General features: G+C 64.6%; 26 protein-coding genes and 2 pseudogenes. 14 read left to right on the forward strand and 14 right to left on the reverse strand.

Annotated features, from left to right (window positions below; all coding sequences use genetic code 11):
• Positions 1-5 precede the first annotated feature (5 nt).
• Genes M2368_RS11275 through M2368_RS11285 form a run of 3 tightly spaced genes read right to left on the reverse strand, consistent with a single transcriptional unit; the run spans position 6 to position 3,085 of the window.
• The gene (locus tag M2368_RS11275; protein ID WP_498724504.1) at positions 6-1,535 is read right to left on the reverse strand and encodes a tripartite tricarboxylate transporter permease; all 1,530 of its coding nucleotides are present in this window, start codon (positions 1,533-1,535) and stop codon (positions 6-8) included.
• Positions 1,536-2,102, reverse strand: coding sequence for a tripartite tricarboxylate transporter TctB family protein (locus M2368_RS11280; RefSeq protein WP_498724505.1), 567 nt, complete (start codon positions 2,100-2,102; stop codon positions 1,536-1,538).
• Positions 2,099-3,085, reverse strand: a complete 987-nt coding sequence (locus tag M2368_RS11285; RefSeq protein WP_498724506.1) for a Bug family tripartite tricarboxylate transporter substrate binding protein — start codon at positions 3,083-3,085, stop codon at positions 2,099-2,101. The genes M2368_RS11280 and M2368_RS11285 overlap by 4 nt, the downstream gene beginning before the upstream one ends.
• Before the next feature lie 155 nt (positions 3,086-3,240).
• On the opposite strand from M2368_RS11285, the gene M2368_RS11290 reads away from it, so the two are divergent.
• The 6 genes from M2368_RS11290 to nhaA all read left to right on the forward strand — a co-directional run bounded on the left by M2368_RS11290 (position 3,241) and on the right by nhaA (position 9,542).
• The gene (locus tag M2368_RS11290) at positions 3,241-4,878 is read left to right on the forward strand and encodes a sensor histidine kinase (RefSeq protein ID WP_498724507.1); all 1,638 of its coding nucleotides are present in this window, start codon (positions 3,241-3,243) and stop codon (positions 4,876-4,878) included.
• Positions 4,871-5,635, forward strand: a complete 765-nt coding sequence (locus tag M2368_RS11295) for a response regulator (RefSeq protein WP_498724508.1) — start codon at positions 4,871-4,873, stop codon at positions 5,633-5,635. Before M2368_RS11290 ends, M2368_RS11295 begins: the two co-directional genes overlap by 8 nt.
• A gap of 95 nt (positions 5,636-5,730) precedes the next feature.
• On the forward strand, positions 5,731-7,218 hold the full coding sequence (tcuA, locus tag M2368_RS11300; protein ID WP_498724509.1) for an FAD-dependent tricarballylate dehydrogenase TcuA: 1,488 nt from the start codon (positions 5,731-5,733) through the stop codon (positions 7,216-7,218).
• A gap of 88 nt (positions 7,219-7,306) precedes the next feature.
• Positions 7,307-7,948, forward strand: a complete 642-nt coding sequence (locus M2368_RS11305; RefSeq protein WP_498724510.1) for a GntR family transcriptional regulator — start codon at positions 7,307-7,309, stop codon at positions 7,946-7,948.
• 68 nt (positions 7,949-8,016) lie between these two features.
• Positions 8,017-8,178: a hypothetical protein gene (locus tag M2368_RS11310; protein WP_166650850.1), complete on the forward strand. Its 162-nt coding sequence runs from the start codon at positions 8,017-8,019 to the stop codon at positions 8,176-8,178.
• A gap of 86 nt (positions 8,179-8,264) precedes the next feature.
• Positions 8,265-9,542, forward strand: a complete 1,278-nt coding sequence (gene nhaA, locus M2368_RS11315) for a Na+/H+ antiporter NhaA (RefSeq protein ID WP_498724511.1) — start codon at positions 8,265-8,267, stop codon at positions 9,540-9,542.
• Between the two features lie 54 nt (positions 9,543-9,596).
• On the opposite strand, the gene pstS is transcribed toward nhaA, so the two are convergent.
• A complete protein-coding gene (gene pstS, locus M2368_RS11320) occupies positions 9,597-10,673 on the reverse strand; it encodes a phosphate ABC transporter substrate-binding protein PstS (RefSeq protein WP_498724523.1) in 1,077 nt (358 codons plus the stop codon).
• Positions 10,674-10,883: 210 nt separating this feature from the next.
• Entirely contained in the window at positions 10,884-11,045 is a 162-nt protein-coding gene (locus M2368_RS11325) for a hypothetical protein (protein WP_166650852.1), read from the reverse strand.
• Positions 11,046-11,241: 196 nt separating this feature from the next.
• Between M2368_RS11325 and M2368_RS11330 the strand changes: the two genes are divergently transcribed.
• Genes M2368_RS11330 through M2368_RS11345 form a run of 4 tightly spaced genes read left to right on the forward strand, consistent with a single transcriptional unit; the run spans position 11,242 to position 16,015 of the window.
• Complete coding sequence (locus M2368_RS11330; protein ID WP_105662163.1) at positions 11,242-11,946, forward strand: ATP-binding cassette domain-containing protein; 705 nt, start codon at positions 11,242-11,244, stop codon at positions 11,944-11,946.
• The gene (locus M2368_RS11335) at positions 11,943-12,617 is read left to right on the forward strand and encodes an ATP-binding cassette domain-containing protein (RefSeq protein WP_133834755.1); all 675 of its coding nucleotides are present in this window, start codon (positions 11,943-11,945) and stop codon (positions 12,615-12,617) included. Before M2368_RS11330 ends, M2368_RS11335 begins: the two co-directional genes overlap by 4 nt.
• Before the next feature lie 57 nt (positions 12,618-12,674).
• A complete protein-coding gene (locus M2368_RS11340; RefSeq protein ID WP_402741493.1) occupies positions 12,675-14,210 on the forward strand; it encodes an ABC transporter substrate-binding protein in 1,536 nt (511 codons plus the stop codon).
• A complete protein-coding gene (locus tag M2368_RS11345; RefSeq protein ID WP_498724512.1) occupies positions 14,210-16,015 on the forward strand; it encodes an ABC transporter permease subunit in 1,806 nt (601 codons plus the stop codon). The genes M2368_RS11340 and M2368_RS11345 overlap by 1 nt, the downstream gene beginning before the upstream one ends.
• A gap of 118 nt (positions 16,016-16,133) precedes the next feature.
• Here the strand turns inward: M2368_RS11345 and M2368_RS11350 are convergent, their stop codons facing one another.
• The 3 genes from M2368_RS11350 to arsB (M2368_RS11360) are packed head-to-tail and all read right to left on the reverse strand — an operon-like array spanning position 16,134 to position 19,084.
• On the reverse strand, positions 16,134-17,561 hold the full coding sequence (locus M2368_RS11350; protein WP_498724513.1) for an FAD-dependent oxidoreductase: 1,428 nt from the start codon (positions 17,559-17,561) through the stop codon (positions 16,134-16,136).
• A 42-nt stretch (positions 17,562-17,603) separates the two neighbouring features.
• Positions 17,604-18,017, reverse strand: coding sequence for an arsenate reductase ArsC (locus tag M2368_RS11355; protein ID WP_498724514.1), 414 nt, complete (start codon positions 18,015-18,017; stop codon positions 17,604-17,606).
• Positions 18,018-18,028: 11 nt separating this feature from the next.
• A complete protein-coding gene (gene arsB, locus M2368_RS11360) occupies positions 18,029-19,084 on the reverse strand; it encodes an ACR3 family arsenite efflux transporter (RefSeq protein ID WP_426736093.1) in 1,056 nt (351 codons plus the stop codon).
• Between the two features lie 143 nt (positions 19,085-19,227).
• On the opposite strand from arsB (M2368_RS11360), the gene M2368_RS11365 reads away from it, so the two are divergent.
• Positions 19,228-19,602 (forward strand): ArsR/SmtB family transcription factor, encoded by a 375-nt coding sequence (locus tag M2368_RS11365; protein WP_498724515.1) that lies wholly within the window; start codon positions 19,228-19,230, stop codon positions 19,600-19,602.
• A 29-nt stretch (positions 19,603-19,631) separates the two neighbouring features.
• Here M2368_RS11365 and M2368_RS11370 read toward each other — a convergent pair whose 3' ends face one another.
• A complete protein-coding gene (locus tag M2368_RS11370; RefSeq protein WP_498724516.1) occupies positions 19,632-20,129 on the reverse strand; it encodes a GNAT family N-acetyltransferase in 498 nt (165 codons plus the stop codon).
• A gap of 9 nt (positions 20,130-20,138) precedes the next feature.
• Positions 20,139-20,528: a MerR family transcriptional regulator gene (locus M2368_RS11375; RefSeq protein WP_286172296.1), complete on the reverse strand. Its 390-nt coding sequence runs from the start codon at positions 20,526-20,528 to the stop codon at positions 20,139-20,141.
• 187 nt (positions 20,529-20,715) lie between these two features.
• Here M2368_RS11375 and M2368_RS11380 point away from each other — a divergent pair, with 187 nt between their 5' ends.
• Positions 20,716-22,239, forward strand: a complete 1,524-nt coding sequence (locus tag M2368_RS11380; protein ID WP_498724517.1) for a SulP family inorganic anion transporter — start codon at positions 20,716-20,718, stop codon at positions 22,237-22,239.
• 399 nt (positions 22,240-22,638) lie between these two features.
• Here M2368_RS11380 and M2368_RS11385 read toward each other — a convergent pair whose 3' ends face one another.
• The 4 genes and pseudogenes from M2368_RS11385 to M2368_RS11400 form a co-directional block, all read right to left on the reverse strand.
• Positions 22,639-23,049, reverse strand: coding sequence for an arsenate reductase ArsC (locus tag M2368_RS11385; protein ID WP_498724518.1), 411 nt, complete (start codon positions 23,047-23,049; stop codon positions 22,639-22,641).
• 11 nt (positions 23,050-23,060) lie between these two features.
• Positions 23,061-23,779: pseudogene (gene arsB, locus M2368_RS11390) on the reverse strand (ACR3 family arsenite efflux transporter); the annotation flags it as partial.
• A 242-nt stretch (positions 23,780-24,021) separates the two neighbouring features.
• Positions 24,022-24,237: a CDGSH iron-sulfur domain-containing protein gene (locus tag M2368_RS11395; protein WP_133834746.1), complete on the reverse strand. Its 216-nt coding sequence runs from the start codon at positions 24,235-24,237 to the stop codon at positions 24,022-24,024.
• A complete protein-coding gene (locus M2368_RS11400; RefSeq protein WP_166650851.1) occupies positions 24,234-25,262 on the reverse strand; it encodes an iron-containing redox enzyme family protein in 1,029 nt (342 codons plus the stop codon). Before M2368_RS11400 ends, M2368_RS11395 begins: the two co-directional genes overlap by 4 nt.
• Before the next feature lie 922 nt (positions 25,263-26,184).
• Here M2368_RS11400 and M2368_RS11405 point away from each other — a divergent pair.
• Positions 26,185-26,421, forward strand: coding sequence for a hypothetical protein (locus M2368_RS11405; RefSeq protein ID WP_498724519.1), 237 nt, complete (start codon positions 26,185-26,187; stop codon positions 26,419-26,421).
• Between the two features lie 145 nt (positions 26,422-26,566).
• A pseudogene (locus tag M2368_RS11410) lies at positions 26,567-26,881 on the forward strand (acyl-CoA desaturase); the annotation flags it as partial.

The following is a 26,881-nucleotide window of genomic DNA, read 5'->3' on the forward strand; positions in this document are numbered from 1 at the left end:
GATGATCAGGCGTTGATCAGCTGGGCATCTTCCTTGGCCTTCTTGCTAGCACGCACGTGCTTGTAGGCGGTGAATGCCAGCGTCAGTGCGAGGATCGAGTACAGGGTAATCGTGATTCCGCTGGAAACCAGGATGCCCGCATCGCCTTCCGAGACGGTCAGTGCACGGCGCAGCTCGGTTTCGGCCAGCGGGCCGAGGATCACTGCAATCAGTACTGGAGCCAAGGGGATCTCGTAGCGTCGCATCACGAACCCAACCAGTCCCACACCCAGCAGGATCCACAGATCCAGCAGCGCGGCGCTGATGGCGTAGACGCCGAGGACCGAGAGCACGGTAATGCCTGCGTACAGGTAGTGGCGCGGGACCAGCAACAGCTTGGCCCACAGCACCGCGAACTGCATGTTCATGACCAGCAGGATCACCAATCCGATGAACAGCGAGGCCAGCAGGGTCCACACCATGGGGCCGCTGCGTTCGAACAGCAGCGGGCCTGGTTGCATGCCGTACTGCTGGAAGGCGGCGATCATGATGGCCGCAGTAGCGCTGGTGGGCAGGCCCAGGGCCAGCAAGGCGCCCATGGCGGTGCCCGCGGTGGCGTTGCCAGCGGCTTCCGGAGCAGCCACGCCTCGGATGGAACCGATCTGGCCGAATTCGATATCGCCGCGGCGCTTGGCCAGGCGCTTTTCGGTGCCGTAGGCCAGGAAGGTCGGCACCTCGGAACCGCCAGCAGGGATGATGCCGAACGGCAGGCCGAAAGCGGTACCGCGCAGCCATGCCGGCAGGGCCTTCTTGATGTCGTGGCGGTGCAGGCGCGGACGGCCGCTCGGCTTGATCTTCACGGCTTCCGGATCGCGGTGGATGCGCGAGGCAATGTGCAGTACTTCGCCCAGGGCCAGCAGGCCCACGGTGATCACCACAATGGAGATGCCGTCGAAGAGCTGCGGCAGGCCCAGGGTGTAGCGGATGGTTCCCGAAGGCCCATCCACCCCGACCATGGCCAAGACCAATCCGATACCCAGGGCCACCAGGCCCTTGACGATCGAGTCGGAAACCACCGAAGAGATTGCAAGGAAGGCGAAGACCGCCAGCGCGAAGTATTCAGCCGGACCGAAAGCGGTGGCCAGCTTGACCAGGGTCGGGGCGAAGAACACCACGACGGTGGTGGCCAGCAGGCCGCCAATGAAGGCGCCCATGGCCGCAGTTGCCAGGGCCTTGGCGGCCAGGCCGCTGCGGGCCATCCGGTGGCCTTCGAAGGTCGAGGCGATCGCCGAGGAATTGCCCGGCGTATTGAGCAGGATGCCGGAGGTGGAGTCGCCGAACAGCCCGCCGTAGTAGACGCCGGCGAACATGATGAATGCCGCGGTGGGATCCAGCGAGAAGGTAATAGGCAGCAGCAGCGCCACGGCCATTGCCGAGCCCAGGCCGGGCAGCACGCCTACGGCGGTGCCCAGCAGGGCGCCAAGCAGCACCCACAGCAAGTTCATTGGGGTCAGTGCGTTTGAGAATCCCTCAAGCAGCAGATTGATCTGTTCCATCTAGAGCAGTCCTTCCAAGAATCCCGCAGGCAGGTTCAATCCCAGTCCGGCGTTGAAAGCCAGCTGGATCACGCAAGAGAAGAGCAGTGCAATACTCACGTCGAATAGCGCTTTCTTGCTGCCCAGTGCGCGGGCAACGACCCAGAACAGGGCTGCCGCGCTGAGGATCCAGCCGGCATAAGGCAGGATCAGGATGAAGCCGACGACGCCGGCAACCACCATGCCCATGGTCTTCCAGTCCGACTGGGTCTTGTACTGCTTTTCTTCCGCGGCCGGCGCGGCTGCGCCGCCGCGCGGGGAGCGGAAAATCTGGATGGTGTGGGCGATGACCACGCCGTAGAGCAGCACGCACACAATGGTCGGGAAGAACTGCGGGCCGGGGACCGACTTGCCCAGTACCTCCATGGTGGCGGTCTGCCAAGTCAGGAAGACCGCCAGGGCCAGTACCAGAGCCGGGACGATCAGTTCGCTGCGCCCGCTGAAGAAGCTCTGGGCAGGGGCGGCGTTACGGCGGGTGCCGGTGCCGTTGCCGGTGCCCTCTGTTGCTTGGGGTGCTTGAATGCTCATAGTCCCAGTCCCTTGACGATTTGTTCCGTGACTTCGATTTCGCTGTCCACGTAGTCTTCGAATTCCTTGCCGATCATGAAGCTGTCGGTCCAGTTATTGCGCTCCAGCGCATCTTTCCACTGCTCGGATTCATGGATTTCGTGGACCATGTCCACGAAGACCTGCTTGTCCTCTTCGGTGATGCCCGGGGCACCGACGAAGCCGCGCCAGTTGGCCATGACCGCGTCAACTCCCTGTTCCTTGAAGGTCGGGACGTCGACCCCCGGCAGCCGTTCTTCGGAGGAGATGGCCAGCGCCCGCAGGTTTCCGGCTTCGATCTGGTCAGCTACTTCGTTGTAGCCGGACATGCCGCCAACGGTGGTGCCTGCCAGCATCGAGGTCAGTGCCTCGCCGCCGCCGGAGTAGGCGATGTAGTTGGCCTTGGACGGGTCGATGCCCACTTCCTGGGCCACCGCACCGGTGAGCAGGTGGTCAATCGAACCCAGCGAACCGCCGGCAATCGAGGTTTTCCCCGGGTCCTTCTTCCAGGCCGCGATGAACTCGTCCAGGGTCTTGATCTCGGACTTGGCCGGCACTACCAGCACCGCGTAGTCATCAGACATGCGCGCGATCAGCTCCACGTCCTTCATGGTGGCTTCGGAGTTGGCCAGCTCGATGGCGCCGATCATCACCCCGCCGGTGGCCATGAGCATGTCGTGGCGCCCGGTCATCTGCACGAATTGGCTCAAGCCGATGGTGCCGCCAGCTCCGGGGATGTTCGTGACCTGCACGTTGTTCACTGCGCCGATGGACTTCAGTGCCTGCTGGGCTTCACGGGCGAAGCCGTCCCAGCCGCCGCCGGGCGAGGCAGGGGCCATGATGACCAACTTGTTCCGCGCCGAGGACTCTCCGCCCGACGCTGCCGCGTTGGTGAATGCGAGTCCCGCTACCGCCACGACGACAACGCCGTACAGGGACCGGCTCAAGCTGCGTTTGCTCACCATTTTCCGTAACCTCATTGTTAGTGATTCACCTCACCGATTCCCGGTGCGGCCTTTCCCAGTGTGCAGTCAAAGTGAGCCGAAACACACCGGGAATGCGGTTCTGGTCATAACTGGCAATTAAGAAAATAAAAACAACGGGAGCAAGCGGGTCCACCATGCAATGGATAAAGAACAGCCAGCGCTTCCGGGTTCGCATCCTGTTCCTGCAATTAGCCATCGTGCTGATCACGCTGCTGGCAGTTTCGGTGATCGTGATGCGCTTCGAGATCAACCGGGTGGAGGACAGCGCTTTCAGCCGCGTCGCCCTGGTGGCCGAGGAAACGGCCCGGCTGGCCCCGATTGGCCACGCGCTGGCAAAAGATCCCGAAAACGCAGCCGAAGTCGTCGCCCCGCTGGCCCACCTGGCCGAATCGGCATCCGGAGTGGACTATGTGACCATTGCCGATCTGAACGGCATCCGCGTGGCCCACCCCGATCCCGGGTCCATCGGCCAGCCGGTTTCCTCGGATCACGAATCCATCCGCAACGGCGAAACCTTCAGAGGTGTGGAGGAAGGCCCCCTGGGCGTCACCCTGCGGGTGAAGCAACCGGTCTTCGATGAGGGGAAGATCGTTGGCACCATCTCCGTGGGCATCCTGCAAAGCAAGGTGCGCGCCAGCCTGGTTGATATCGTCTGGGCATTCGCGCCGTGGATTATCCTGGCCGTGGCCATCGGCTCCCTGGCGGCCGCGCTGGTGGAACGGGCCATCCGCAGGATCTACCGGGTTGATCCCGAAGAGGTGGATTCGCTGAAGCAGGCGCAGCAGGCCGTGCTCTACGGAGTCAGCGACGGCGTGCTGGGCGTGGATGGCAACGGCCGGCTCACCTTGGTCAACGGCGAAGCGCGCCGGTTGCTGGATCTTCCCGAAGACACTGTGGGCCAGCAAGCCGAAGAGGTCCTGGACCAGAGCCTGGTGGACCTGCTGCGCAGCGACTCCCCCGAGGCCGAATCGGTGCAGAACGTGCTTTCCGGAGAACGGGTGCTGATTGCCACCCGCCGCGAGGCGATGCTGGGTCCCAAGCACTATGGACGCACCCTGACCTTGACCGACCATACCGAGCTGGAAGAGACCTTGCGCGAGTTGCGCGGCCAGAGGTCCTTGGCCGATACGCTGCGCGCCCAGGCCCACGAATTCACCAACCGCTTGCACCTGCTCTCGGGGCTGATGTCCATCGGCGAATACGAAGAAGCCAAGGAGCATATCCAGCGTTTCTCCGGCGCTCGCGGCGAGCATCCGGAAACGCATCTGGGCGACCCCACCCTGTCAGCGCTCTTCGTTGCCAAGCAGGCCGTGGCCAGCGAAGCCGGGGTCCGGCTGGAACTGCACCCGTTCTCCGCAGTGGTGCCCGGAACCGTAATTGACGACGATGCCATCACCGTCGCCGCGAACCTGCTGGCCAACGCCATCGAGGCCGCCGGCGATGGCGGCGTGGTGTCATTGCACTTGAACGCCGGGCCCACCGGCGTGCGCATCGCGGTCAGCGATTCCGGCCCGGGCATCAAGGAAGGCGAGGCGGCCCGCCTGGTGCAGCTTGGCTACAGCAGCAAGACCGGCGCGCCGGGCGCAGTCCACGGACGGGGCATCGGCCTGGCCCTGGTCGACCGCATCCGGACCCGGCGCGGTGGCGTGCTGAAGTTCGGGTCCAGCGATCTGGGCGGAGCCGAGGTCATCGCCGCCTGGCCTCCGTTGAAGGGACCTATGGTTAAGCAGAGCATTCCCATTCCCGTGCAAGGAGATTACTTCAATGATTAAGACACTCGTGGTCGATGACGACTTCGCAGTGGCCGGGCTGCACCGCCGCTATCTGCAGGGCATGGAGCATTTTGAAGTGGTCGGCGTGCTGGAGCGCGGTTCCGGCGTGGTTCCCTTTGTGCAGTCCGGTCAGGTGGATCTGGTCTTGCTCGATGTGCACCTGCCGGATCTGACCGGGCTGGAAGTATTGGCCCAGCTGCGCGCAGCTGGATCCGACGCGCATGTCATCATGATTACCGCCAACAATGAACGCGATGCGGTGCGCCAAGCAGTGGGCCACGGCGTCGAGGATTATCTGGTCAAGCCCTTCACCGTGGACGAGTTCAAGCAGCGCCTGGCGCTCTATGCCCAGCGCGTTTCGGAGCAGCCCGAAGCAGTGGCGCAGCCAGAGGAGCAGATCGACGAGCTGGGCCAGGCCGAGATCGACCAGCTGCTCCAGGCCGCCAGTGGACGAGGGGAGGCCAGGATCCCCGAAGTCCTCGAACTTGCACCCGGGGCAGTTACCGGCGCGCAAACCGAGCGGTTGCCCAAGGGCTTCACCGCACCGACCATGGCGCTGATCGGAGAAGCCTTGCGGAGCGCACCGGGCCAGCCGGATGGCACCTTGTCTTCCTTGGAGGTTGCCGAAATTTGCGGGATCTCCCGGGTCAGTGCCCGGCGCTACCTGGACTTCCTGGTCACGGCGGGCAAGGCTCAGCTGCGTCCGCGCTACGGTTCGGCAGGCCGTCCCGAGCACCGGTATTCGTGGGTCGGCTAAATTTCCTGCACTCCACTGGCTTTTAATGCACATTAGTGTATACACTAATTTCGGATCCACGTTTTCCCACGTCTTCATTTCCGAAAGGTCATCCCATGACAACCCATGCTCAGGAAACCGCTGCCAACGTCGCAGACGTCATCGTGGTCGGCGGCGGCAACGCGGCCTTCACCGCAGCACACGCAGCAGTGACCCGCGGCCGCAAGGTACTGCTCCTGGAGAAGGCACCCCGCGACCAGTTCGGTGGCAACAGCTACTACACCGCAGGCGCAACCCGCATCGCGCACAACGGCCTGGAAGACCTGCAGGACCTGGTCGAATTCGATGAGCGCCACCCGCTCTCCGAAGTTCCGCCCTACTCCGAGGCCGACTACGCCGGCGACATCGCCAAGGTAACCGAAGGCCGCAACGACAAGGAAATGGCCGAAGTCCTGGTCAAGGAAGCAGCACCCGGCCTGCGCTGGCTCAAATCTCTGGGCCTGAAGTACCGGCTGATGTACGAACGCCAGACCTACAAGACCCCCGAGGGCGGCTACCTGTTCTGGGGCGGCCTGCACGTGGGCAACGTCGACGGCGGCGAAGGCCTGATGAAGGACCACCTGGAAGTAGCCCAGAAGCTGGGCACCGAAGTCCGTTTCGAGCAGGACGTCTACGGCCTGATCGTGGAAGAGAGCAAGGTGGTGGGCGTCAAGGTCCGCGCCAACGGCGAAGAGCAGGAACTGCGCGCCGAGTCGGTCATCCTCGGCGCTGGCGGCTTCGAATCCAGCCCGCAATGGCGCCAGGAGCACCTGGGCGAAGGCTGGCAGAACGCCAAGGTCCGCGGCACCCCATTCAACAATGGCGAGATGCTGGCCGCCGGCCTGGAAATCGGCGCTGCCAAGGGCGGGGACTGGAGCACCTGCCACTCGGTCCAATGGGACGCGCTGACCCCGAAGAACGAATCCAACCGCGAGCTGACCAACCGCCTGACCCGCCAGTCCTACCCGTTGGGGATCATCGTGAACAACCGCGGCGAGCGCTTCCTGGATGAAGGCGCGGACTTCCGCAACCTGACCTACGCCAAGTACGGCAAGGTGATCCTGCAGCAGCCGGACTCCATCGCCTACCAGGTCTTCGACGCTTCGCTGCGTCCGATGCTGCGCGCCGAAGAGTACGAGATGCCGGAGATCTCCGAGGTCATCGCCGACACCGTTGAGGAATTGGCGCAGAAGATCGGCGTGGATCCAGCGGCGCTATCCAAGACCGTCTCGGAATTCAATGCTTCCATCGACACCTCCATCGCCTACGACCCGAACGTGCTCGATGGGCGCGCCGCGAAGGTAACTCCGCCTAAGAGCAACTGGGCCAACCCGCTTGAGACCGGCCCGTTCTACGCCTACCCGGTCACCTGCGGCATCACGTTCACCTTCGGTGGCCTGAAGGGCAACACCGACGGCCAGGTGCTGGACGAGAACGGCAAGATCATCCAAGGCCTGTACGTCTGCGGCGAAATGCTCGGCGGCCTGTTCTCGGCCAACTACCCGGGCGGTTCCGGCCTGGCTGCCGGTGTGGTCTTCGGCCGGCGTGCCGGTAACCTTGCCTAAGTACTAAATCCCCTTGTTCCGCCAGTACGCCTGTACTGGCGGAACAATGGTTTTACCCGCCATCCAGCCTTAGACGAGAATGGGGATCATGGCCAAGCTCGATTCGGATTCAATCCATGCCCAGCTCAAGGACGACTTGCTGCAAGGCGCATTCCAGCCCGGGGATGCCCTGCGCGAGGTCGCCCTGGCAGAACGCTTTGGAGTTTCCCGCACCCCGGTGCGCGAAGCCCTGACCCGCCTGCTGCATGAAGGGTTGCTGGAACGCCGCGCCCGCGGTCTTTTCGTCAAGGAAATCGACCCCGAGCAGATCATGCAGGTCTACGACCTGCGCATCCTGCTCGAGGGCCAGGCCGCCCAGGAAGCCGCCTCGGTGCGCACCGAAGTGGACCTGATGCGGCTGCAGGCCCTGGTTGACCGGGACCGCGCACTGGCCGAACCAGATGACGCCACCCGCTTGGCCACCAACATCGAGTTCCACCGCGCGCTCTGGCGCGCCGCGCACAACCCGGTGCTGGAGGATCTGCTGGAGCGCCTGGCCACCCACCAGATCCATGCCCCTACATCCACGCTCTCGGTCGGCTCGCGGTGGACCGATGCGCTGGAGGAGCACCAGCGCATCGTGGAGAACATCCGCGAGCGCGACAGCGCCAAGGCCAGCGGACTCATCCAGGCGCACATGGCCACCGCCAAGGCGGTGCGCTTGAAGATGTTCGCCAGCCTGATGCATTAGCGTCGGGCCCACGGCAGCCGGGACGTCTCGAGTTAGGCCAATGCATCGCTGGTCTGTAGACTGGAAGCATGGCTCTGGTTGTCTCAACGCATGCGCAGCGGCTTCTCGCTGCCGTTTTCCCCAAGGGAAAACTGCTGACCAAGCTAGCCAGCGGCACCAATGGGTGGTTGAGTTCCTGGGGAACCAACGCCCACGGCGAGATCGCCGGCTGCCCGCCACCGCGCCACTAGTTGCGCGGTCCCGATTCCTGGTTTTTCTCCTGTGGATTCCGCGCGCCCTCGTGCCCTTTTCCCGGATCCCAGAAAGACCCGTTACTTTGCCATACCCCTCAACTGGCGTATCCCGCCAAGCACCCCACGCCCTGTGGCGTGGAATCCGCCAAACCCTCAAGCAGGACTCGATGGGCGGGCTGCTGCTGCTCTGCGCCACCCTCGCCGCCTTGGTCCTGGCCAATTCCCCTGCAGCCCCATGGTACGAGGGGTTGCGCGACTTCCGTTTCGGCCCCGAGTCCCTGCACTTGAATCTCTCGGTCGGAGCCTGGGCCGCTGACGGCCTGCTCGCCATCTTCTTCTTCGTTGTCGGCTTGGAACTCAAGGAAGAATTCGTTGTCGGCAAATTGCGCAATCCGCGCACGGCGATCGTTCCGGTGGCCGCAGCCGTAGGCGGCGTGGCGCTGCCGGCACTGTTCTACGTCCTTGTCATCTCCGCATCGGGAAGCTCCGCCATCAACGGCTGGGCAATCCCCGCAGCCACTGATATCGCCTTCGCGATCGCCGTGATCGCAGTGGTGGGCAAGTTCCTGCCCCCTGCCCTGCGCACCTTCCTGCTCACGCTGGCGGTGGTCGATGACCTGCTGGCCATTTCCATCATCGCCATTTTCTACACCGATGACCTGGCCTGGCTGCCGCTGCTCCTCGCGCTGCTGCCACTGGCGGCATTCGCGCTGGCAGTGCAGCGCGGGGTCCGCGCCTGGTGGGTCCTGATCCCGCTCGGCGCCACCGTCTGGGCATTGGTGCATGCCTCGGGAATCCACGCCACGGTGGCCGGCGTGCTGCTGGGCTTCATGGTTCCGGTGATTGCCACCCAGCGGGCGCATGTGCGCACCGGGAGCACCGAGCAGGGCGAAGCGATCCACGAAGGCCTGGCCGCCCACTTCGCGGACCGGTGGTCCATTCCCTCCTCCATCATCGCCATTCCGGTGTTCGCCTTCTTCGCCGCCGGTGTTCCGGTCGGCGGCCTGTCCGGACTGGGAGAAGCGCTGGCCAGCCCGGTGGCGCTGGGCATCATTGCCGGCCTGGTGCTGGGCAAGTCGATGGGCATCACCGCCGCCACCTTCCTGATCACCAGGCTCCCGGGAATCAAGCTGGATGGCAGCATCAAATGGCCTGATGTGCTGGGGCTGTCCTTCGTGGCAGGCATCGGCTTCACCGTCTCCCTGCTGGTCGGCGAGCTGGCCTTCGGCCAGGGCGGCGAGGAAGCGCAGTACGTGAAGGTCGGAGTGCTGTGCGGCTCGCTGCTAGCCGCGGTCATCGGCGCGGCGCTGCTCGGGTCGCGAAATCGCGCGTACCGCGCGGCAGCCAAGGCTGCTGCATAGCTAGCCTTGCTGCATCCATCCTGCGGATGGATGCAGCAAGGCTGTTCGCCCGAATCAGGAGCGCGCGGAGATCGAATCGATGGCTTCGCGGGCATCTTCGGCCAGCTGCTGCGGCATTGGCGCGCTCTTGGCCGAGTCGGCTGCGGTCTTCTGCCCCTGGTCGCTGACGACGTACTGGCCGAAGGTCTTGGCCAGTTCCACGGTCTGCGGATCCTCGTAGCCGCTGCAGAACAGCAGGTAGGAGACCAGCACCATCGGGTACGCGCCGGCGGCGGTGGTCTTGCGGTCCAGCTCCAGAGCGATATCGTGCTCACCGCGGCCGTGGACCCGTTCCGATTCGGCCACTGCCTTGGCCGCTGATTCCCCGCTGACTGCCACGAATTCCTCGCCGACCTTCAGCTTCACCTTGCCCAGCGACTTATCCACCAGGGAGTCATCGGCATAGGTGACCGCGCCCACGGCGCGGGTCACGGTGGTCACCACACCGGCATTGCCCTGGGCCTTCTCCAGGCCGGTGGCATCCGGCCAGCCGCCATCCGGCTCGTGCGGCCAGGCTTCGGGAGCAACCGCATGCAGGTACTCGGTGAAGTTCTCGGTCGTGCCCGAATCGTCGGCGCGCGCCACCCCGGTGATCGGCAGGTCGGGCAGCTGGACCTGCGGGTTCAGCTGGGCGATGGCCGGGTCCTGCCAGGAGCGGATCTCACCGGAGAAGATCCTGGCGATCGTTGGGGCATCCATGTTCAATTCCTTGATGCCCGGCAGGTTGAAGGCGATGCTGATCGGGGAAATATACGCCGGGATATTGATCGCACCCTGCGGGCCACAGGTCTCGATGGAGCGCTGGACTTCCTCTTCCTTCAGGTAAGCGTCGGATCCGGCGAATTCGGTGCCGCCTGCCAGGAGCCCGGCGCGTCCGGCGCCGGAGCCCACCGAGGCGTACTGCACCTGGACCTGGGGGTGCATGGTGGAGAATTCGGTGGTCCAAGCGTTCATGGCGGAATTCTGCGCGGTGGATCCGCCGCCGGTCAGCGTGCCTTGGAGGCTAGAGCTATTCGATTCAGCGGCCTTGCGCTGCTCTTCTCCCAGCGGGTAGTCCGACCCGCAGCCCGAAAGCAGCAGGACCAGGCCCATGCTGGCAATCGCGGTGAAAGCGGCGGTTCGAGGCAGAGGTGGCCGGGCAGGTCCGGTGGTTCGCAAAACTTCTCCTGGGGTCCAAGGTGAACGGCGGATGAACTTGAAATTCCAGTGAATCATCATCCCTGCACTTTCCGAAATCATTCCTTGGTTACAGCCGATGAATACTCGGCGGGCCCGCGGGCGTCGAATTGCTTTTCCAGACACCTAGTCCCCTCCGGTGCCAGTCCTCGAGTCAATGGCAGCGAGGTCCTGCGTAGCGGACCCGGTGAGCCCAGGGCACACGACGATGGCGTCATGGGTTGCGCCCGGCTGGAATTGGCCGGTGCCACCGGAAGAACGCTTCGCCTGCCATAACGACTCCATCATCGCTTTCTCCTCTTGCTCAGTTTGCTGCCGCACCCTGATTCCACGGTATGCACAAGCGCCAAGGAACGATATGGAACCGGAAAATTAGGCGAATTCACCCAGCTTGGCCAGCAGCCGCGGCCCGCCACGGCCGCCTTGCCGATCCCGCAGGCTGATTTGCGCTGCCGAGAAAACTTAAGTGATAATGATTCTCATTATGACTCTTGAAGAGCCCGGGCTCGCCCGCCAGCCCCGCGCCCCACTGCCGCCCAGCCCGGCCTTGTGCCTGCGTAACGCGCGCCTGGGACTGCCCGGCGCCGCCAGCCCGCTGCTCGACGTCGAGGAGTTCATGCTTCTTCCCGGCGAGCGCGTGGTCATCACCGGCCCGTCGGGTGCTGGCAAGTCGCTGCTGCTGTCGATGATCACCGGGAACTGGGCACCCGGACTGGAATTCACCGGAACCCGCACTCCCGGATCAACGCGCATCGGCTACATCCCGCAGCGCGGCCAGGACGCCCTGCATCCGCTGCTGCCGCTGGGACGGCAACTGCGCAAGGCCACCGGCGCCAGCGCGCAGCAAGTCCGCGGCATCCTGCAAGACGCCGGGCTGGGCGATCCGCAACTGCTCGCACGACGTCCCGCAGAACTCTCCGGAGGGCAAGCACAGCGCGCCGCCATAGCCCTGGCCGTGCTCAGCCAGGCCCCGGTGATCCTTGCCGATGAACCGACCAGCGCCCTGGACCACACCGCCCGGGACCTCATCCTGGAACTGCTGGGCACCCTGCTGGGCCAGCAGCAGGCCCTGGTGCTGGTCACCCACGACGCGGCAGTTGCCCAGGCACTGGCCACCCGGCACCTAGTCCTGGACTCCGGGAAGATCGCCAGCACCCGCGCGCCCCGGCTGGAACGGGTACCGGCTTGAGCATCCCCGCATTGGAAGTATCCGCGCTCAGCGCACTGCGCGGGCACGGCGCAGCCCGCCGACTGGTCCTGGAGCCCCTTGGCTTCACGCTGGCCCCGGGCGAATCGGTGGCCGTCACCGGGCCGTCCGGCGCCGGCAAATCCACCCTGGCCGACATCGTGCTGGGCCTGGAACTGCCGGACTCCGGAGAAATCCGCGTGCTGGGCCAGCACTGGAGCGCACCGAAGCGCAGCCACGCGCCAGCACGCCGCCGGCTGGTCCAGGGCGTGCCCCAGGATCCTGCCGCCGCCTTCGTGCCGCGCTGGAGCATCCGCACCTCGCTGCAGCAGGCCATCCACCGGTTGGCTCCCCCAGCCGGCCCCGGAACGGGCATCGACCGGGCTGCCGAGCTGGCGCAATTCGACACGGCGCTGCTGGATCGGTGCCCGCACCAGCTCTCCGGAGGACAGTTGCAGCGGGCCGCGCTGGCCCGCGCCGTGGCGGTGAACCCCTCGGTGCTGGTGGCGGACGAGCCGACCAGCGCCCTGGATCCGGACACCGCCCAGGCAGTCGCCGGCCAGCTGCTCTCCACCGCCGCCAACTCGGGCATTGCCTTGCTGCTGATCACCCATGACCCGCAGCTGGCCGCGCAATGCTCGCGCACCATCGCCATCCGCCCACCGTCCCGATAACCCGCCCACCAGCTGATCACCCATCACCGATCACCCATCCCCAAGGACCTCGCACCCATGAATCGACCCCGCCCCAAGACCCTGGCTTTGCTCACAATCCCGCTGGCCGGGGCACTTGCCCTCAGCGGCTGCTTCTCCGCGGCCGCCGAGCAGGCCGGAAGCACCGACCGCATCTCCGTAGCCCACATGCAGCCGCCCCGCTCCGGGCTCAGCCCGCTCAGCGACGACGCGTTCAAGCTCTCGCGCTGGTCCACCGCCGAAACCCTGGTCAATCTCGACGCGTCCGGGGACGCCCAGCCGGCATTGGCTACCAGCTGGGAACGCAGCGGCGAGCTTGCCTGGGACTTCGAGATCCGCGAAGGCGTCAGCTTCCACAACGGCCAGCCGCTGACCGCCCAAACGGTGGCGAACTCCTTGCAGCGGGCCATCGACTCGACCCCGGTGCCGCGCATCCTGAACGGAACCGCATTGAAGGTCGCGGTGCGCGGGGAGCACGGACTGCGGATCACCACCGCGGACCCCGACCCGCTGCTGCCCCAGCGGCTCTCCAGCCCGCAGCTGGCCATCTTCGCCGCCGAAGCCTACACCGCCAACGGGGTGGATCCGGCCGGCCACGGCACCGGCCCCTTCCAGATCGTGGACGTAGACGGGATTTCCGGGGCCACCCTGGACCGGTACGAGGGCTACTGGGGCGAAAAGGCCGCAGCCTCGGGCATCGACGTGAAGTTCGTGCCCGATGGCACCGCCCGCGCCGCCGCGCTGCGCACCTCGGAAGCAGATGTCATCGAGGCCATCCCCGCCGGGCAGGCCGCCACGGTGGACCAGGAGCTGCTCACCGAAGTGCCGATGCCGCGCACCAACACGCTGTACCTGAACACCGAGAAGGGCCCGTTCGCCGACCCGGCGGTGCGCGCCGCGGCCCGCGAAGCCATCGACCGGGCGGCCATCGTGGAGTCGGTGTACGAGAACCGCGCCGATATAGCCGAGGGCCTGCTCGGCCCGGCCCTGCCCTACGCCGCCGGGCTGCGCGATTCTGGAGAATACCGGCAGCTGCTGGCCCAGCGTGCCGAACCAGCCAAGGTCAAGGACGTGGAAATCACCCTGGGCACCTTCACCGACCGCGCCGAACTGCCAGAAGTCGCGGTGATCCTGGAGCAGCAGCTGGAAGCGGCCGGATTCATCGTGAAGCAGGATGTGCGCGAATACCAGTACATCGAGGCCGACGCACTGGACGGCGCCTTCGATGCCTTCATCCTCTCGCGCGCCACCGTGCTGGATTCCGGGGACCCGGTTGCGTACTTCGCCTCCGACTTCACCTGCGAAGGCGGCTTCGCCATCGCCCAGCTCTGCGACAAGGACGTGGACCAGGCGATCGCCCGGGCCTCGGAAACCGAAGCCGGGGAACAGCGCCAGCAGCAGATCATGCTGGCCGAAGCCCGGATCCTGGGCACCGACGCGGCCATCGCGCTGCTGCACGAACGCGTGATCCAGGGCGAGGGTCCCGCCGTGCGCGATGCCGCGCAGGATCCGCGCGAACGCGAGCTGATCACTGCGCAGACCCGCCTGGACAGCGAGCAGGAGCCGCAACGCTGATGAACTGGTTCGCCCTGAAGGCGCGGCGCCTCTCCTGGCCGTCCTTCGCATCCTGCCTGCTCAGCGCGCTGGCCCTGCTGCTGGTAGCCGGCGCGCTGCCCTGGCTTTCGCGCACGGACCCGGCCGCCGCGGTGCTGCGCGCACGCTATGCCGAACTGGAACCCACCGAGCAGGCGTTGGCCTCCGTGCGCGCGCAGCTGGGCCTGGACCAGGGCCCGCTGGCCACCAGCCTGCACTGGTGGTCCGGGGTGCTGCACGGGGATCTGGGCAACTCCTGGGTCAGCGGGGCAGAAATCGCTCCCGGCGCCTGGCGGGCCCTGTCGGTCTCCGCCACGCTCACCGCCTTCGCCACCATCATCGCGCTCGCCGTGGCCTTCGCCCTGGTGCTGCCCGCCGCGCTGCGCGTGCTGCGCAACCGGCAGCATTCAGGATCCGGGCCGCTGGGCGTGGCACTGACCGCCTTGCCCGAATTCCTGCTGGCCAGCTTGCTGCTGGTACTGGTGGCGGTGCAGCTGCAATGGCTTCCGCCCTACGGGTGGACCGGGTTGGACACCGCGATCCTGCCCGCACTGGCCCTGGGCATCCCGGCCGGCGGATTACTCGGCCGGCTGCTGGCCGATGCCATCGCTTCGGTGGCCGCCGAACGCTGGGCCGGGATCTGGCACCTGGCCGGGGCTCCGGCCCCTGCCATCCTCTCCGGGGTGCTGCGCCGGGCCGCCGCGGCGGTCATCGACCAGCTCGGCTTGGTGTTCATCGGCTTGCTCGGCGGCGCCGTGGCCGTAGAGCAGGTCTTCGCGGTGCCCGGACTTGGCCGCTATCTGCTCGGGGCGGCCAATGCGCAGGATATTCCCGCCTTGCAGGCCGGGCTGCTGCTGATGGCGGGATCGGCGCTGCTGATCGGAATGCTCACCGCAGCGGCCCGGCGCGCGCTGCGCGGCGGCGCCCTGCCCGCAGGATCGCTGCCAGCCCCGCCCGAGGCGCGCGGCAACGGCAGGATCCAGCGCTGGACTGCGGCGATCACCTGCACCGCGCTGCTGGCCATCCTGGCTTTCGGACTGCCGCGCGACCCCTACACCCTTGCCTTCCAGAGGCTGCAAGCCCCGGGGGCCGGTTTGCCATTCGGCGCCGATTCCAGCGGACGGGATCTGCTGGCCCGCGTGGCCCACGGAACCTTGGGCACGGTAGGCCCGGCGCTGGTGATCGTGGCCTGCGCAATCCTGATCGGCCTGCTGCTAGCGGCAGCAGGAGAGATCTCGCGCGGGCCGGCGGTAATCGCCAACGCGACTCCGCCGATTCTGGCCGGGGTGGTCATCGCGGCCCTGCTGGGCCCGTCGGTGGGCGGTGCGGCGCTGGCCGTGCTCTGGGTGAGCTGGCCTCCGCTGGCCACGCATGCTGCCTCGCTGCTCGACGAAGCCCGGGCCATGCCGCATATCCGCTGGCTTCCGCTCTCCGGGGTGCCGCGCGGCCGGATCTGGGTCCAGCATCTGCTGCCCGCGGTGCTTCCGGCCCTGCTGAGGCACGGGATGCTGCGGCTGCCCGGGGTGGCACTGGCCTTGGCCGCCCTCGGCTTCCTCGGGCTCGGCGCGCAGCCGCCCACCCCGGAGTGGGGCCTGCTGCTGGCCGAAGGCATCGGCTACGTCGAGCGGGCTCCGTGGACTGCCATCGCCCCAGCTACCGCACTGGTGCTCACGTCCGTTTGCGCAGTGGCGCTCGCCGGGATCCCGGTGCCGCAGCGTACCGGTACCCGAAGCACGGGAGCGCAGCAGGATTCGGCGGCCGGGAACACTCCGGTGCCGGTGAGCTGACAGCGGGCCTAACCCGGCCTTGAAGAGAAGAAATGGAGCCTGGGGCAACGCGACTTATGCCGCGTTGCCCCTTGGCTCCATCGAGTTTCCGTGGCGATCGCCCCTTGCCCAAGCTGGCTTACTGGGCGGCCACTTCGCTGTTGCCGTGCAGTGTTCCCGTGGCCAATCCCAGGCTCACCGGCTGCGGCGAGGTGCAGCAGCTGGCCGCTTCGGCGGGCTCGGTTCCGCAGGCGGTGTCGCTGGCCGCGGGGGCATCGCAGGAACCGCCCAGATCCGTGGAGCAGACCCCGGTTTCGGGCAGATCCAGTTCAACCCGGCCTGCCCCGTCGGCATCGCCGGACAAGGCAGCGGCGATGGAGCGCACCTGCTCGTAGCCGGTAGCCATCAGGAACGTCGGAGCCCGTCCATAGCTCTTCATTCCAACGATGTAGAAGTTCTTTTCCGGGTGCGCCAATTGCTTTTCGCCGTGCGCGCTGACCGTTCCGCAGCTGTGGAATTCCGGGTCAATCAATGGCCCAAGCTGGCGCGGGGCTTCAACGCCTTCATCCAGGTCCAGGCGCAGTTCGGAGAGCATCTGCAGGTCCGGGCGGAAACCGGTGGCGGCGATGATGCGGTCAACGCCCAGCTCGCGTCCGTCAGCCAGTGACACGGATAGCTGCTCGCCGGCGCTCATCGAAGCCACGGACACGTTTTCCAGCAGTTCCACGTTGCCGTTCTCCACCAGCCGGCGCAGGGACGTGCCCAGCTGGCCCCGGGCTGGGAGCTGGTCAGCAGCTCCCCCGCCGTACAGGCGGATCGGGTTGGCCGCCCCGCGCAGGCCCCAGAGGATCCGGGTGTCCGGGAACTTCTTCTGCAACCGGCCCAGGGCGATGACGGTATTCGCCGCTGAATGCCCGGCGCCAAGCACCAGCAATTTCTTGCCCGCGAGCTCCTGCTCATCGGCGCCCAGCGGATCAGGAAGCCCGCGGATGATGAAGCCGCGCTCGCGCGCCTGCGCTTCGCCGATGGCTTCGATTCCGGCCCGGCCTACCGGGCTTGGCTGGTTCCAGGTGCCACTGGCATCAACCACGGCACGGCCGAGAAGATCCACCGGGCCGCCAGGAGTTTCGGTGCGCACCAGGAACGGGGCTTCATCGCGGTGCGCGGTGCGTGCCTTGTCGGCACCGCGGCCGTCGGCCAGCACACGGCTGATCTTCGCCACGCGGTGGCCGTAGCGGATGCGCGGTGACAGGTCCGGGTGGGCGGCCAGCGGCTGGAGATATTCGCTGACCAACTCCGCGCCGGTGGGAAGCTTGGTGATCCGCGGCGCTTCCCAGCCTCCGGCGTATCCCTCGCTGGGGGTTTCCAGCAGCCGGCGGGCGGCGGCATCGATATTGAAGCGCCATGGGGAGAAGAGCTTGATGTGGGCCCATCGCGAAATCGCGGCGCCTGCGCTGGCTCCTGCTTCCAGGACGAGCACCTCCTGCCCACGCTCGCGCAGGTGGGCGGCGGTGGCTAGGCCGATGGGGCCGGCGCCGATGACGATGACTGGAAGGTTCTCCTGCATGGGTTTCTCCTTGGCTACTGGAATTCTGGAGACGGTCTGCGCTTAGCTGGCCGGCAGCAGGTCGGCGATGAGGTTCTCAATCCGGGCACGGATTTCATCACGGATTGGCCGCACACCGTCAATGCCCTGCCCTGCCGGGTCTTCCAGCTTCCAATCTTCATAGCGCTTGCCCGGGAAGAATGGGCAGGCATCTCCGCAGCCCATAGTGATCACCACATCGGAGTCCTGCACGGCTTGGGTGGTCAGCACCTTCGGGGTTTGCGCCGACATGTCGATGCCAACTTCCTTCATGGCTTCCACGGCGGCCGGATTGACCGAGTCGGCTGGGGCGGATCCGGCCGATCGCACCTCGATCCGCCCTCCGGAGAGGTGGGAGAGGAAGGCGGCGGCCATCTGGGAGCGTCCTGCGTTGTGCACGCAGACAAAGAGAACTGAAGGCTTTTCGATAGCAGTCATGGGTGTTGTCCTTAGGAAGAAGTAGTGGAAGTGCTTACAGCCGGGAAGAATTTCCGGGACCACAGGGCCACGTAGACCAGGGCAACCAGGATCGGCACCTCGATCAGCGGGCCGACCACGCCGGCCAGGGCCTGGCCGCTGGTGGCACCGAAGGTGGCGATGGCTACCGCGATGGCCAGCTCGAAGTTGTTCCCGGCGGCGGTGAACGCCAGAGTGGTGGTGCGCGGGTAACCCAGCTTCAGCCAGTGCCCGATGAGCATTCCGGCACCGAAGACCACCACGAAGTAGATCAGCAGCGGGATAGCCATGCGCAGCACATCCAGGGGCTTGGAGATGATGTTATCGCCCTGCAATGCGAAGAGCAGCACGATGGTGAACAGCAGCCCGTACAGTGCCCACGGCCCGATTTTCGGCAGGAATTTTCCCTCGTACCAGTCGCGGCCCTTGGCCTTTTCGCCCAGGGTACGGGTCAGGTAGCCGGCCACCAGCGGGATGCCCAGGAAGACCAGCACCGAAGCGGTGATGGCGGCAATGGAGAACTCGGCGCTGGTGGTTTCCAAGCCCAGCCAGGATGGCAGCAGCTGCAGGTAGAACCAGCCCAGGGCCCCAAAGGCGATGACCTGGAAGACGGAGTTGATAGCTACCAGCACCGCGGCCGCTTCCCGGTCCCCGCAAGCCAGATCATTCCAGATGAACACCATGGCGATGCAGCGGGCCAGGCCCACAATGATCAGGCCGGTGCGGTATTCGGGCAGGTCGGCCAGGAATACCCAGGCCAGGACGAACATGAACGCCGGGGCCAGGACCCAATTGATCACCAGCGAGGTGATCATCAGCTTCTTGTCGGCCAGCACGCGGCCGGTTTCGTTGTAGCGGACCTTGGCCAGCACCGGATACATCATGACCAGCAGGCCGATGGCGATGGGTACCGAGACCCCGGCCACGGTGAAGCGGTCCAGCAGCTCGCCCAGCTGAGGGAAGATGCGGCCCAGACCCAAGCCGACGCCCATGGCCAGTAGGATCCACAGGGCCAGGTAGCGGTCCAGGAAGGAAAGTTTTGCCGCCACGGGGGCAGTGTCTAGCGCAGGCGCGGGTGCCACTGATTCATCACTCCAAGAATAGGCATCGACGATTGTCGATGTTTTGAGTATGATGAAACATATCGACGTTTGTCAATCTCTGGCGCCAGCCAAGAAAAGAGCCAAGGTCCGTGAGCACAGCCACCGTGAATCCTGCCGGAGGAACTTCCCCAGCACCGGCAGCCGACGCCTGCTGCACGCCATCCCAAGGCGAGGCAATCCTCAACGTAGGAGAGGCCGAAGCGCTGGCACTGCGCTTCAAGGCGCTGGGCGATCCCAACCGCCTGCGCATCCTGTCCATCGTCTCCGCCAGCGAATCGGCCGAGACGTGCGTCTGCGACCTGCCCGAACCACTGGGCCTCAAGCAGCCGACAGTCTCGCACCACCTGAAAATCCTGGTGGAGGCCGGAATCCTGCACCGCGAAAAGCGCGGGGTGTGGGCGTACTACTCCGTGGTCCCCGGCGCCCTGGAATCCCTGGGCTCCAGCCTGGCACCCAAGGGCTAGGCCGCAGACCCACCCGGGCAGGGCGCTACCTAGAGCCTGAACTCATACAGGACGGTATCCAGCCATTGCCCCGCCACTGCCCCGCGGGCACCCCGGGCAATCCGCTCGCGCCGGCCAACCTCGCGGAACCCGGCCCTGGCATGCAGTACCCTGCTGGCTTCGTTGCCGGCGATGACTGCCGACTGCACCATCCAGTAATCTTCTTCCCTTGCCCGGGCGATCAGCTCGGCCAGCAGCCGAGTGCCAATGCCGCATCCGGCATGATCCGGATCAATGTACACCGAGTGCTCCACCACGCCGTGGTAGGCCGGGCGGGCCGAAACCGGGCTGGCCGCAGCCCAGCCGAGAACCTTGGCATCGGGCGCAATGGCCACCAGCGACAAGGCAGGAATTTTCGCCGCGAAGAACTTCTCGCGTGCCGGCACCTCGGATTCGAAGGTGGCCAGGCCGGTCTCGATGCCGCTGGCATAGATGCGGGCGACATCCGCCCAGTGGTTCTGCGCCATCGCGGCTAAGCGGATCTCCATGCTTCAGGCCTACTTGGTGCGAAGATCCGCGATGAAGGACTCGGCACGCTGCAAGTTCAGCGCGAGCTTGTCGCGCTTGGCGCTGGCACGCTGGGTGTAGTCATCGAGCTTGGCCCGGGCGACGGAGTCCTGCGGATCTGCCGCGAGCGCGTCCACCGCGTCAAGCAGCTCCCCCATTTCCTCCAGCGAGAAGCCCAGCGGCTTCATCGAGCGGATCACCAGCATGCGGGCCAGATCCGAGTCGGTATAGATCCGGAAACCGCCTTCGCTGCGGGTGCTCGCCGGCAGCAACCCCACCTCGTCGTAGTGGCGGATGGTGCGATGCGACAGGCCGGTAGCCTCGACCATGTCACCGATATGCATCGAACCGCCCGCACCTTCGGTCTTCGCTTGATCCATGAAGTCCTCCGTTTCCTCCAATTACAACCCTACCCTTACGTTAGGTTAGAGTTGTATTCGATGGCATCAGGTCTACGACCGCTCCGGCAGCTCTTGCCTCGTCTGCGGCGCAATGATGCCCATCCCATGAATTCTACGCACTGCACGTGCCCCACGCTTACTGGCTTGAAAAGAAGGGAGCTCACCTATGAGCACCAGCACCACAGCGGATCCTTCCGCACTGAGTCCCACCGAACGCCAATCGGTGTTGCGCACCCTGAAATCCCCGCGGCTGCTGAAAACCGAGGTCCTGGCAGGCCTGGTCGTGGCCCTGGCCCTGATCCCCGAGGCCATCGCCTTCTCGATCATCGCCGGAGTCGATCCGCGCATCGGGCTCTTCGCCTCCTTCACCATGGCCGTGTCCATCTCCTTCTTCGGCGGACGCCCCGCGATGATCTCCGCGGCCACCGGCGCCATCGCGCTGGTCATCGCACCGCTGGTAGCCAGCCACGGCGTGGACTACTTCATCGCCGCAGTCATCATGGCCGGCGTCTTCCAGGTGGTACTGGCCCTGCTGGGCGTGGCCAAGCTGATGCGCTTCATCCCCCGCCAGGTCATGGTCGGATTCGTCAACGCTCTGGCCATCTTGATCTTCCTCTCCCAACTCCCCGAGCTGCTCGGCGTACCCTGGCTGGTCTACCCGCTGGTGGCCCTGGGCCTGCTGATCGTCTTCGGCCTGCCCAAGCTGACCACCGCCATCCCCGCCCCGCTGGTGGCCATCGTGGTGCTGACGCTGATCACCGTATTCGCCTCGGTTGCCGTACCCACCGTGGGCGACAAGGGCCAGCTGCCCGAGTCCCTGCCAACACTGTTCTTCCCGGATATCCCGCTGAACCTCGAAACCCTGCAGGTGCTCTTCCCCTACGCACTGGCCATGGCCTTCGTCGGCCTGCTCGAGTCCTTGATGACCGCCAAGCTGGTCGATGACGTCACCGACACCCACTCGAACAAGACCCGCGAATCCTGGGGCCAGGGCGCGGCGAATATCATCACCGGATTCTTCGGCGGCATGGGCGGCTGCGCGATGATCGGGCAGACCATGATCAACGTCAAGGCCTCCGGGGCACGCACCCGCATCTCCACCTTCCTGGCCGGAACCTTCCTGCTGATCCTGGTCGTGGCACTGGGCGACATCGTGGCGCTGATCCCGATGGCCGCACTGGTCGCGGTAATGATCTTCGTTTCCATAGCCACCTTCGACTGGCACAGCATCCGCCCTTCCACGCTGCGCATGATGCCCAAGAGCGAAACCACGGTCATGCTCATCACCGTGGCTTTCACGGTCGCCACCCACAACCTGGCCATCGGCGTCGGGGTGGGCGTGCTCACCGCGATGGTGCTCTTCGCCAACCGGGTGGCCCATCTGGTCACCGTGCAACGCCGCCTGGCGGAGCACTTCGGGGAGCAGATCGCCAAGTATGAGGTCAATGGCGAGCTCTTCTTCGCCTCCTCCAACGATCTCTACACCCAGTTCCACTACGCCGAGGATCCGGACCGCGTGGTCATCGACATGTACAACTCGCACCTGTGGGACGCCTCTACCATCGCATCGCTGGATGCCATTACGGAGAAGTACGAGAAATACGGCAAAACCGTTCAGATTGAGGGTCTGAATACCGCCAGCCTGAAGATGCGCGAACGCCTAGGCGGAAAGCTCGGCGGCGAGCACTAAGAGGGCGCAGGCAAGCACGGGCAGCCAGGCTGCCGATAAAAATCCGTGCAAATGCTCGGCGGGGGTTTTGAACTGGTCCTCGATAGTTGGCCCAGTTAGAAGAATTCGAACCGCTCTTGGCGCAGGTTCTCGCTTACCAGCCGGTGGCCTCACCGTTTTCCCGCGGCGCCTCGGACTCGATCTGAGCGCAGAAATTCGCGGTAAGAGCTGCAATTGAAGCCCATGCAAACTAGCTGGGTGCTGCGCGCCGGGTTCTGCGAAAGCTTTCTACTATCCGCACTAGGGAGTCTGCGGTTTCCAAACCAAAAGGCCTGGCAGACGCCAGGCCTTTTGGCGTTGAACTAGGACTCACTGGAAGCATGGAAGCCATGCCTGCCTGGCTCCTCGCCAAGAGCGAGACTAGGTGCCCTTGATACGCTCCCACAGATCGTTAACGCGAGTCTCGATATCGCTGAAGATCTCGCTGGTCTTCTCGAATGTCACATCCTGCGGATCGGCGATTTTCCAGTCAAGGTATTCTTTGCCCGGGAAGAATGGGCAGGCATCTCCGCAGCCCATAGTGATCACCACATCGGAGTCCTGCACGGCTTCGGTGGTCAGCACCTTGGGGATTTCCGCGGACATGTCGATGCCGACTTCTTTCATGGCTTCAACGGCGACCGGATTGACCGAATCGGCCGGGGCGGAACCGGCCGAGCGGACCTCGATCCGCCCTCCGGAGAGGTGGGAGAGGAAGGCGGCGGCCATCTGGGAACGCCCTGCGTTGTGCACGCAGACAAAGAGAACCGAAGGCTTTTCGATAGCAGTCATGAGTTTTTTCCTTAGGCAGAAGTAGCGGGAGCCTTGGCAGCTGGGAAGAATTTCCGGGACCACAGGGCCACGTAGACCAAGGCAACCAGGATCGGCACCTCGATCAGCGGGCCGACCACGCCGGCCAGGGCCTGGCCGCTGGTGGCACCGAAGGTGGCGATAGCTACCGCGATGGCCAGCTCGAAGTTGTTGCCGGCGGCGGTAAAGGCCAGGGTGGTGGTGCGCGGGTAGCCCAGCTTCAGCCAGTGGCCGATGAGCATGCCGGCGCCGAAGACCACCACGAAGTAGATCAGCAGCGGGATCGCCATGCGCAGCACATCCAGCGGCTGGGAGATGATGTTATCGCCCTGCAGCGCGAAGAGCAGCACGATGGTGAACAGCAGCCCGTACAGTGCCCACGGCCCGATCTTCGGCAGGAATTTTCCCTCGTACCAGTCGCGGCCCATGGCCTTTTCGCCCAGGGTACGGGTCAGGTAGCCGGCCACCAGCGGAATGCCCAGGAAGACCAGCACCGAAGCGGTGATCGCGGCAATGGAGAACTCGGCGCTGGTGGTTTCCAGCCCCACGATGGCCGCAGCTGCAGGTAGAACCAGCCCAGGGCGCCGAAGGCGATGACCTGGAAGACCGAGTTGATGGCCACCAGCACGGCAGCCGCTTCACGGTCGCCGCAGGCCAGGTCATTCCAGATGAACACCATGGCGATGCAGCGGGCCAGCCCCACAATGATCAGGACTGCTCCGTCGTCCCTGACGCTTTGGAATCCCTGGGCGCCAGCTTGACGGCCAAACCCTACGCAGGCTTGCCGCAACTGCATTCCAGGCGGCTGGGATCGCGCCACCCGGGATCCACCAACTAGCCGCATTCCCGCGTCCGCGCAGGCAGCTCGGCGAACGGCATCAAACGCTGCAGGTCCCGGCAGTGCCGGCCCGCTGCGGACCGGATGCGCAATAGCCCGTTTCAGGAGCCAGTGTCCTACTTCGGGCGCTCGAACTTCATCAGCTTGTGCGTGCCATCGCAAAAAGGCTTGATGGCAGAGCCCCCGCAACGGCATAGCGCGACCGGCCCTTTCCGGGCCTCGATGGATTGCCCCTCGGCATCCACGATTTCAAATTCTCCCCTGAGCAGCAATGGGCCCTGCGGGCAAACAGTAATCATGGCCGCTTCCGAAGCGCTGCGCCCCTCGCTCATACCACTGCCCCCGCTCCGGCATGCAACGCCGACCTTCCAGCTTCCCACGCGTCCAAGTACTTCGCGCCTGCCAACGCGTCAACCGCTGCCGCGGCTTGGGCTCCGAAGAGTATGTCGGGCACCAGATCCGGTTCGTCTTCAGCCAGTCCGCCCGCGAGGTCGCGGCCGGCAATTTGCTCATGGACAGCATCAGCTTCCACATGCTCATCGAAGTAATCGGTCACCGGGGATTCATATCCCAGGCGCCGGAACCCGCGGGCATAAGCGGCCTGGGGTATTGAGGAAGTCATCTCGTACAGTGCCAGGTGGCCAGTGATGGCTCCCCGAAGGCGCCGGTGCATGCCGAAGAGCGAAATCATGTTCACTGCCGCCAGCGTCACCGCCGGTATGCGGTCCACGTACGCGCCGAAATCATCACGCAACCCCACGCCCTTCATGGTCTGCCTGAACAGCTCGCTATGCATTCGCGGCAGCTGCCCATTTCCGTATTCATCAGCCTGGATCTCCACCATGGCGGCTTTTGCACGGCCTTCGAGTTTCGGGATCGCCCAGGTATGCGGATCAGCTTCCTTGAGCTGGTAAATCGACTTCAGTATCAGGAATTCGCGTGCTTGGCCGGCAGTGGCCTTGCGCTGGATGAACTTCGAAACCGACGGCCCAGCATCATCAGCAGCAAGCTCGAACAGGGCTTGGGCCACCTTCGCGGAGCTGGGTTCCACGCTTGGAATCGAGCCTGCCGCCTCGCGCAGCGCTTGCTCGAAAGCCTCCTCGATCCGGGCCCGAAGCGAAAGGAGCCCGGGGTCCCATTCCCAGCGGTCATCGACTTCTTCAAATCCCCGATAGTGCAGTTCGTAGAGCACGAAAAGGCTCAGCTGCAGGTCCCCGTCATCCAGCACATCCGAAGCCGCAGCCAACCGATCAGTTGCGACCGTTGCCAAATAGGCCGCGTATTCCTCCGAGGGGTTGCACAGCAACGCATTGTTCAGCGCTTGGGACAGGTCTCCGCGGGGTACGGGCAGATGCATGATGCTCCTTCGTTCACACTGATCGCACGGTCAGCAATAGTGGCAGTAGGATGATCGTGCCAGCATCCCCGGGATATAACCACCATTGGGAGGAAAAGCCAAGGTAAGCCCCTGATCGTGCTCCCCAGCTATGTTCTCGACAGCACCTTATCCCTGAGGAACATAGGGCTGTCGGCCGGCCAATCTCGACATGATGTCTTGTCCCAGCTTTTCCATAGCCAGTGGGAGCTGCGACCGGGATTGGGTTGGGATCATGATGGCAACCGATTAGAGGCAGAACTTACCGGAGTCGTCAGGGAGCACCTGTCGCCGCCCACTCTTATTGGCACATTCAATCTGGCAAGTAAGCAGGTCATGCCGTGTAAAACTGCCGACAATACTGGCGCCCAGAAGTTGCTCGCACCTCTGACAACAAACCCGGTCCAGAATCTTTTGCTCCATGCCCACACCCAACTGCTAGGTGTCGACTCGTTCATTTCCCCAAGATGAAAAACAGGTTCCCTAGGGCTGTCGCGTTGCCACTTTAGTATCGAGTAGGCCCGTCTGCTACTCCAGCAAGGGACCAATTACTTGGCATCAATCACTCGCTCGCACTTTCGAATAACGAACTTTCAGGGCCGCACTGGTCGTCAGGTCCGTGCTCGCTAATCAAGGAGAGTCATGCCCCTAAGCCACTAATATCACAGCTTTGAAGCAGTGGGCCCGGGCACTTCAGAGGCACTGGAAGTTTCACAGAGTTACTACAGTTGCTCCATGGGCCCTACTGCGATCGATTATTCGGGATCCAGCGCTGGGCGCTTGGCAGGCGCTGTATTACGAGAAGCTGCTCCCTCAATACCCTGCTAGGCTCAAGATGCTGCCGACGTTGCGCCGCGTGTACGGAAGAAACATCCGAATTTATCTTCATCGATGGGAATATCTCATGGGCAACAGCCCTGAAGCAGCACTAGGTATCGCACTACTGACATCACTGGTCCGCCAAGACCGAGAAGCCTTCCTGATCATCGCCTCCGAGCTGGAAGGAGGCAACACGCAAGCCGTGGCGATCCTTGCACGGCTAGGTGAAGCAATGGTCGCGATGATCGCTGAGCTGCTGCAGGTCGGCAACGAGGAAGCGCTCACACGCATCGCAGCGTCACTGGCCCTCAAAGCTGGATAGAACTCAAAGAAATATGTGAAAGAGCAGAATCTGACAGCGGAAGAACAGCGAGAGCGGCCGTGAACCTGAGTAGAATGGGGTAATAGGCTCGGTCGGGTAATTTATTGTTCACGACGCAGCGAGCTCTTTCAATCAAGGATTATATTTGCCTCGCAGTTCTCTGCTGGACGTTCCAGCACCCACCGTTAAACCCGGTGATCCTCAAAGTTTCTTCCATATCAAAAAGTTGGTCACCGAAGCTGGACTGGTCGGCCGCCGCCGCGGGCACTATCTCGGGTTGGGCATCGTGATGACGGTGCTGCTAGCCGGTACCGTTACCGGTTTCATCCTCCTGGGCGACAGCTGGTTCCAGTTGCTGATGGCCGCAGCCTTGGGCCTGCTGCTCACCCAATTCGCGTTCCTGGCGCACGAGGCGGCACACCGCCAGATCCTGGCTTCGCACAAGCGCAATGACAAGCTG

This window comes from Arthrobacter sp. JUb119 (assembly GCF_024807995.1).
GTDB lineage: Bacteria > Actinomycetota > Actinomycetes > Actinomycetales > Micrococcaceae > Glutamicibacter.

Excerpts from the sequence above, each read along its gene's own strand:
- M2368_RS11380 (WP_498724517.1), top strand. The coding sequence starts at position 20,716 with ATGAGCACCAGCACCACAGCGGATCCTTCCGCACTGAGTCCCACCGAA.
- M2368_RS11310 (WP_166650850.1), top strand. The coding sequence starts at position 8,017 with ATGGCTCTGGTTGTCTCAACGCATGCGCAGCGGCTTCTCGCTGCCGTT.
- tcuA (WP_498724509.1), top strand. The coding sequence starts at position 5,731 with ATGACAACCCATGCTCAGGAAACCGCTGCCAACGTCGCAGACGTCATC.
- M2368_RS11385 (WP_498724518.1), bottom strand. The coding sequence starts at position 23,049 with ATGACTGCTATCGAAAAGCCTTCGGTTCTCTTTGTCTGCGTGCACAAC.
- M2368_RS11340 (WP_402741493.1), top strand. The coding sequence starts at position 12,675 with ATGAATCGACCCCGCCCCAAGACCCTGGCTTTGCTCACAATCCCGCTG.
- M2368_RS11405 (WP_498724519.1), top strand. The coding sequence starts at position 26,185 with ATGGGCAACAGCCCTGAAGCAGCACTAGGTATCGCACTACTGACATCA.
- M2368_RS11345 (WP_498724512.1), top strand. The coding sequence starts at position 14,210 with ATGAACTGGTTCGCCCTGAAGGCGCGGCGCCTCTCCTGGCCGTCCTTC.
- M2368_RS11400 (WP_166650851.1), bottom strand. The coding sequence starts at position 25,262 with ATGCATCTGCCCGTACCCCGCGGAGACCTGTCCCAAGCGCTGAACAAT.
- M2368_RS11370 (WP_498724516.1), bottom strand. The coding sequence starts at position 20,129 with ATGGAGATCCGCTTAGCCGCGATGGCGCAGAACCACTGGGCGGATGTC.
- M2368_RS11395 (WP_133834746.1), bottom strand. The coding sequence starts at position 24,237 with ATGAGCGAGGGGCGCAGCGCTTCGGAAGCGGCCATGATTACTGTTTGC.
- M2368_RS11305 (WP_498724510.1), top strand. The coding sequence starts at position 7,307 with ATGGCCAAGCTCGATTCGGATTCAATCCATGCCCAGCTCAAGGACGAC.
- M2368_RS11355 (WP_498724514.1), bottom strand. The coding sequence starts at position 18,017 with ATGACTGCTATCGAAAAGCCTTCAGTTCTCTTTGTCTGCGTGCACAAC.
- M2368_RS11280 (WP_498724505.1), bottom strand. The coding sequence starts at position 2,102 with ATGAGCATTCAAGCACCCCAAGCAACAGAGGGCACCGGCAACGGCACC.
- M2368_RS11275 (WP_498724504.1), bottom strand. The coding sequence starts at position 1,535 with ATGGAACAGATCAATCTGCTGCTTGAGGGATTCTCAAACGCACTGACC.
- M2368_RS11330 (WP_105662163.1), top strand. The coding sequence starts at position 11,242 with ATGACTCTTGAAGAGCCCGGGCTCGCCCGCCAGCCCCGCGCCCCACTG.
- M2368_RS11285 (WP_498724506.1), bottom strand. The coding sequence starts at position 3,085 with ATGGTGAGCAAACGCAGCTTGAGCCGGTCCCTGTACGGCGTTGTCGTC.
- M2368_RS11290 (WP_498724507.1), top strand. The coding sequence starts at position 3,241 with ATGCAATGGATAAAGAACAGCCAGCGCTTCCGGGTTCGCATCCTGTTC.
- M2368_RS11295 (WP_498724508.1), top strand. The coding sequence starts at position 4,871 with ATGATTAAGACACTCGTGGTCGATGACGACTTCGCAGTGGCCGGGCTG.
- pstS (WP_498724523.1), bottom strand. The coding sequence starts at position 10,673 with ATGGGCCTGGTCCTGCTGCTTTCGGGCTGCGGGTCGGACTACCCGCTG.
- M2368_RS11375 (WP_286172296.1), bottom strand. The coding sequence starts at position 20,528 with ATGGATCAAGCGAAGACCGAAGGTGCGGGCGGTTCGATGCATATCGGT.
- M2368_RS11325 (WP_166650852.1), bottom strand. The coding sequence starts at position 11,045 with ATGATGGAGTCGTTATGGCAGGCGAAGCGTTCTTCCGGTGGCACCGGC.
- M2368_RS11350 (WP_498724513.1), bottom strand. The coding sequence starts at position 17,561 with ATGCAGGAGAACCTTCCAGTCATCGTCATCGGCGCCGGCCCCATCGGC.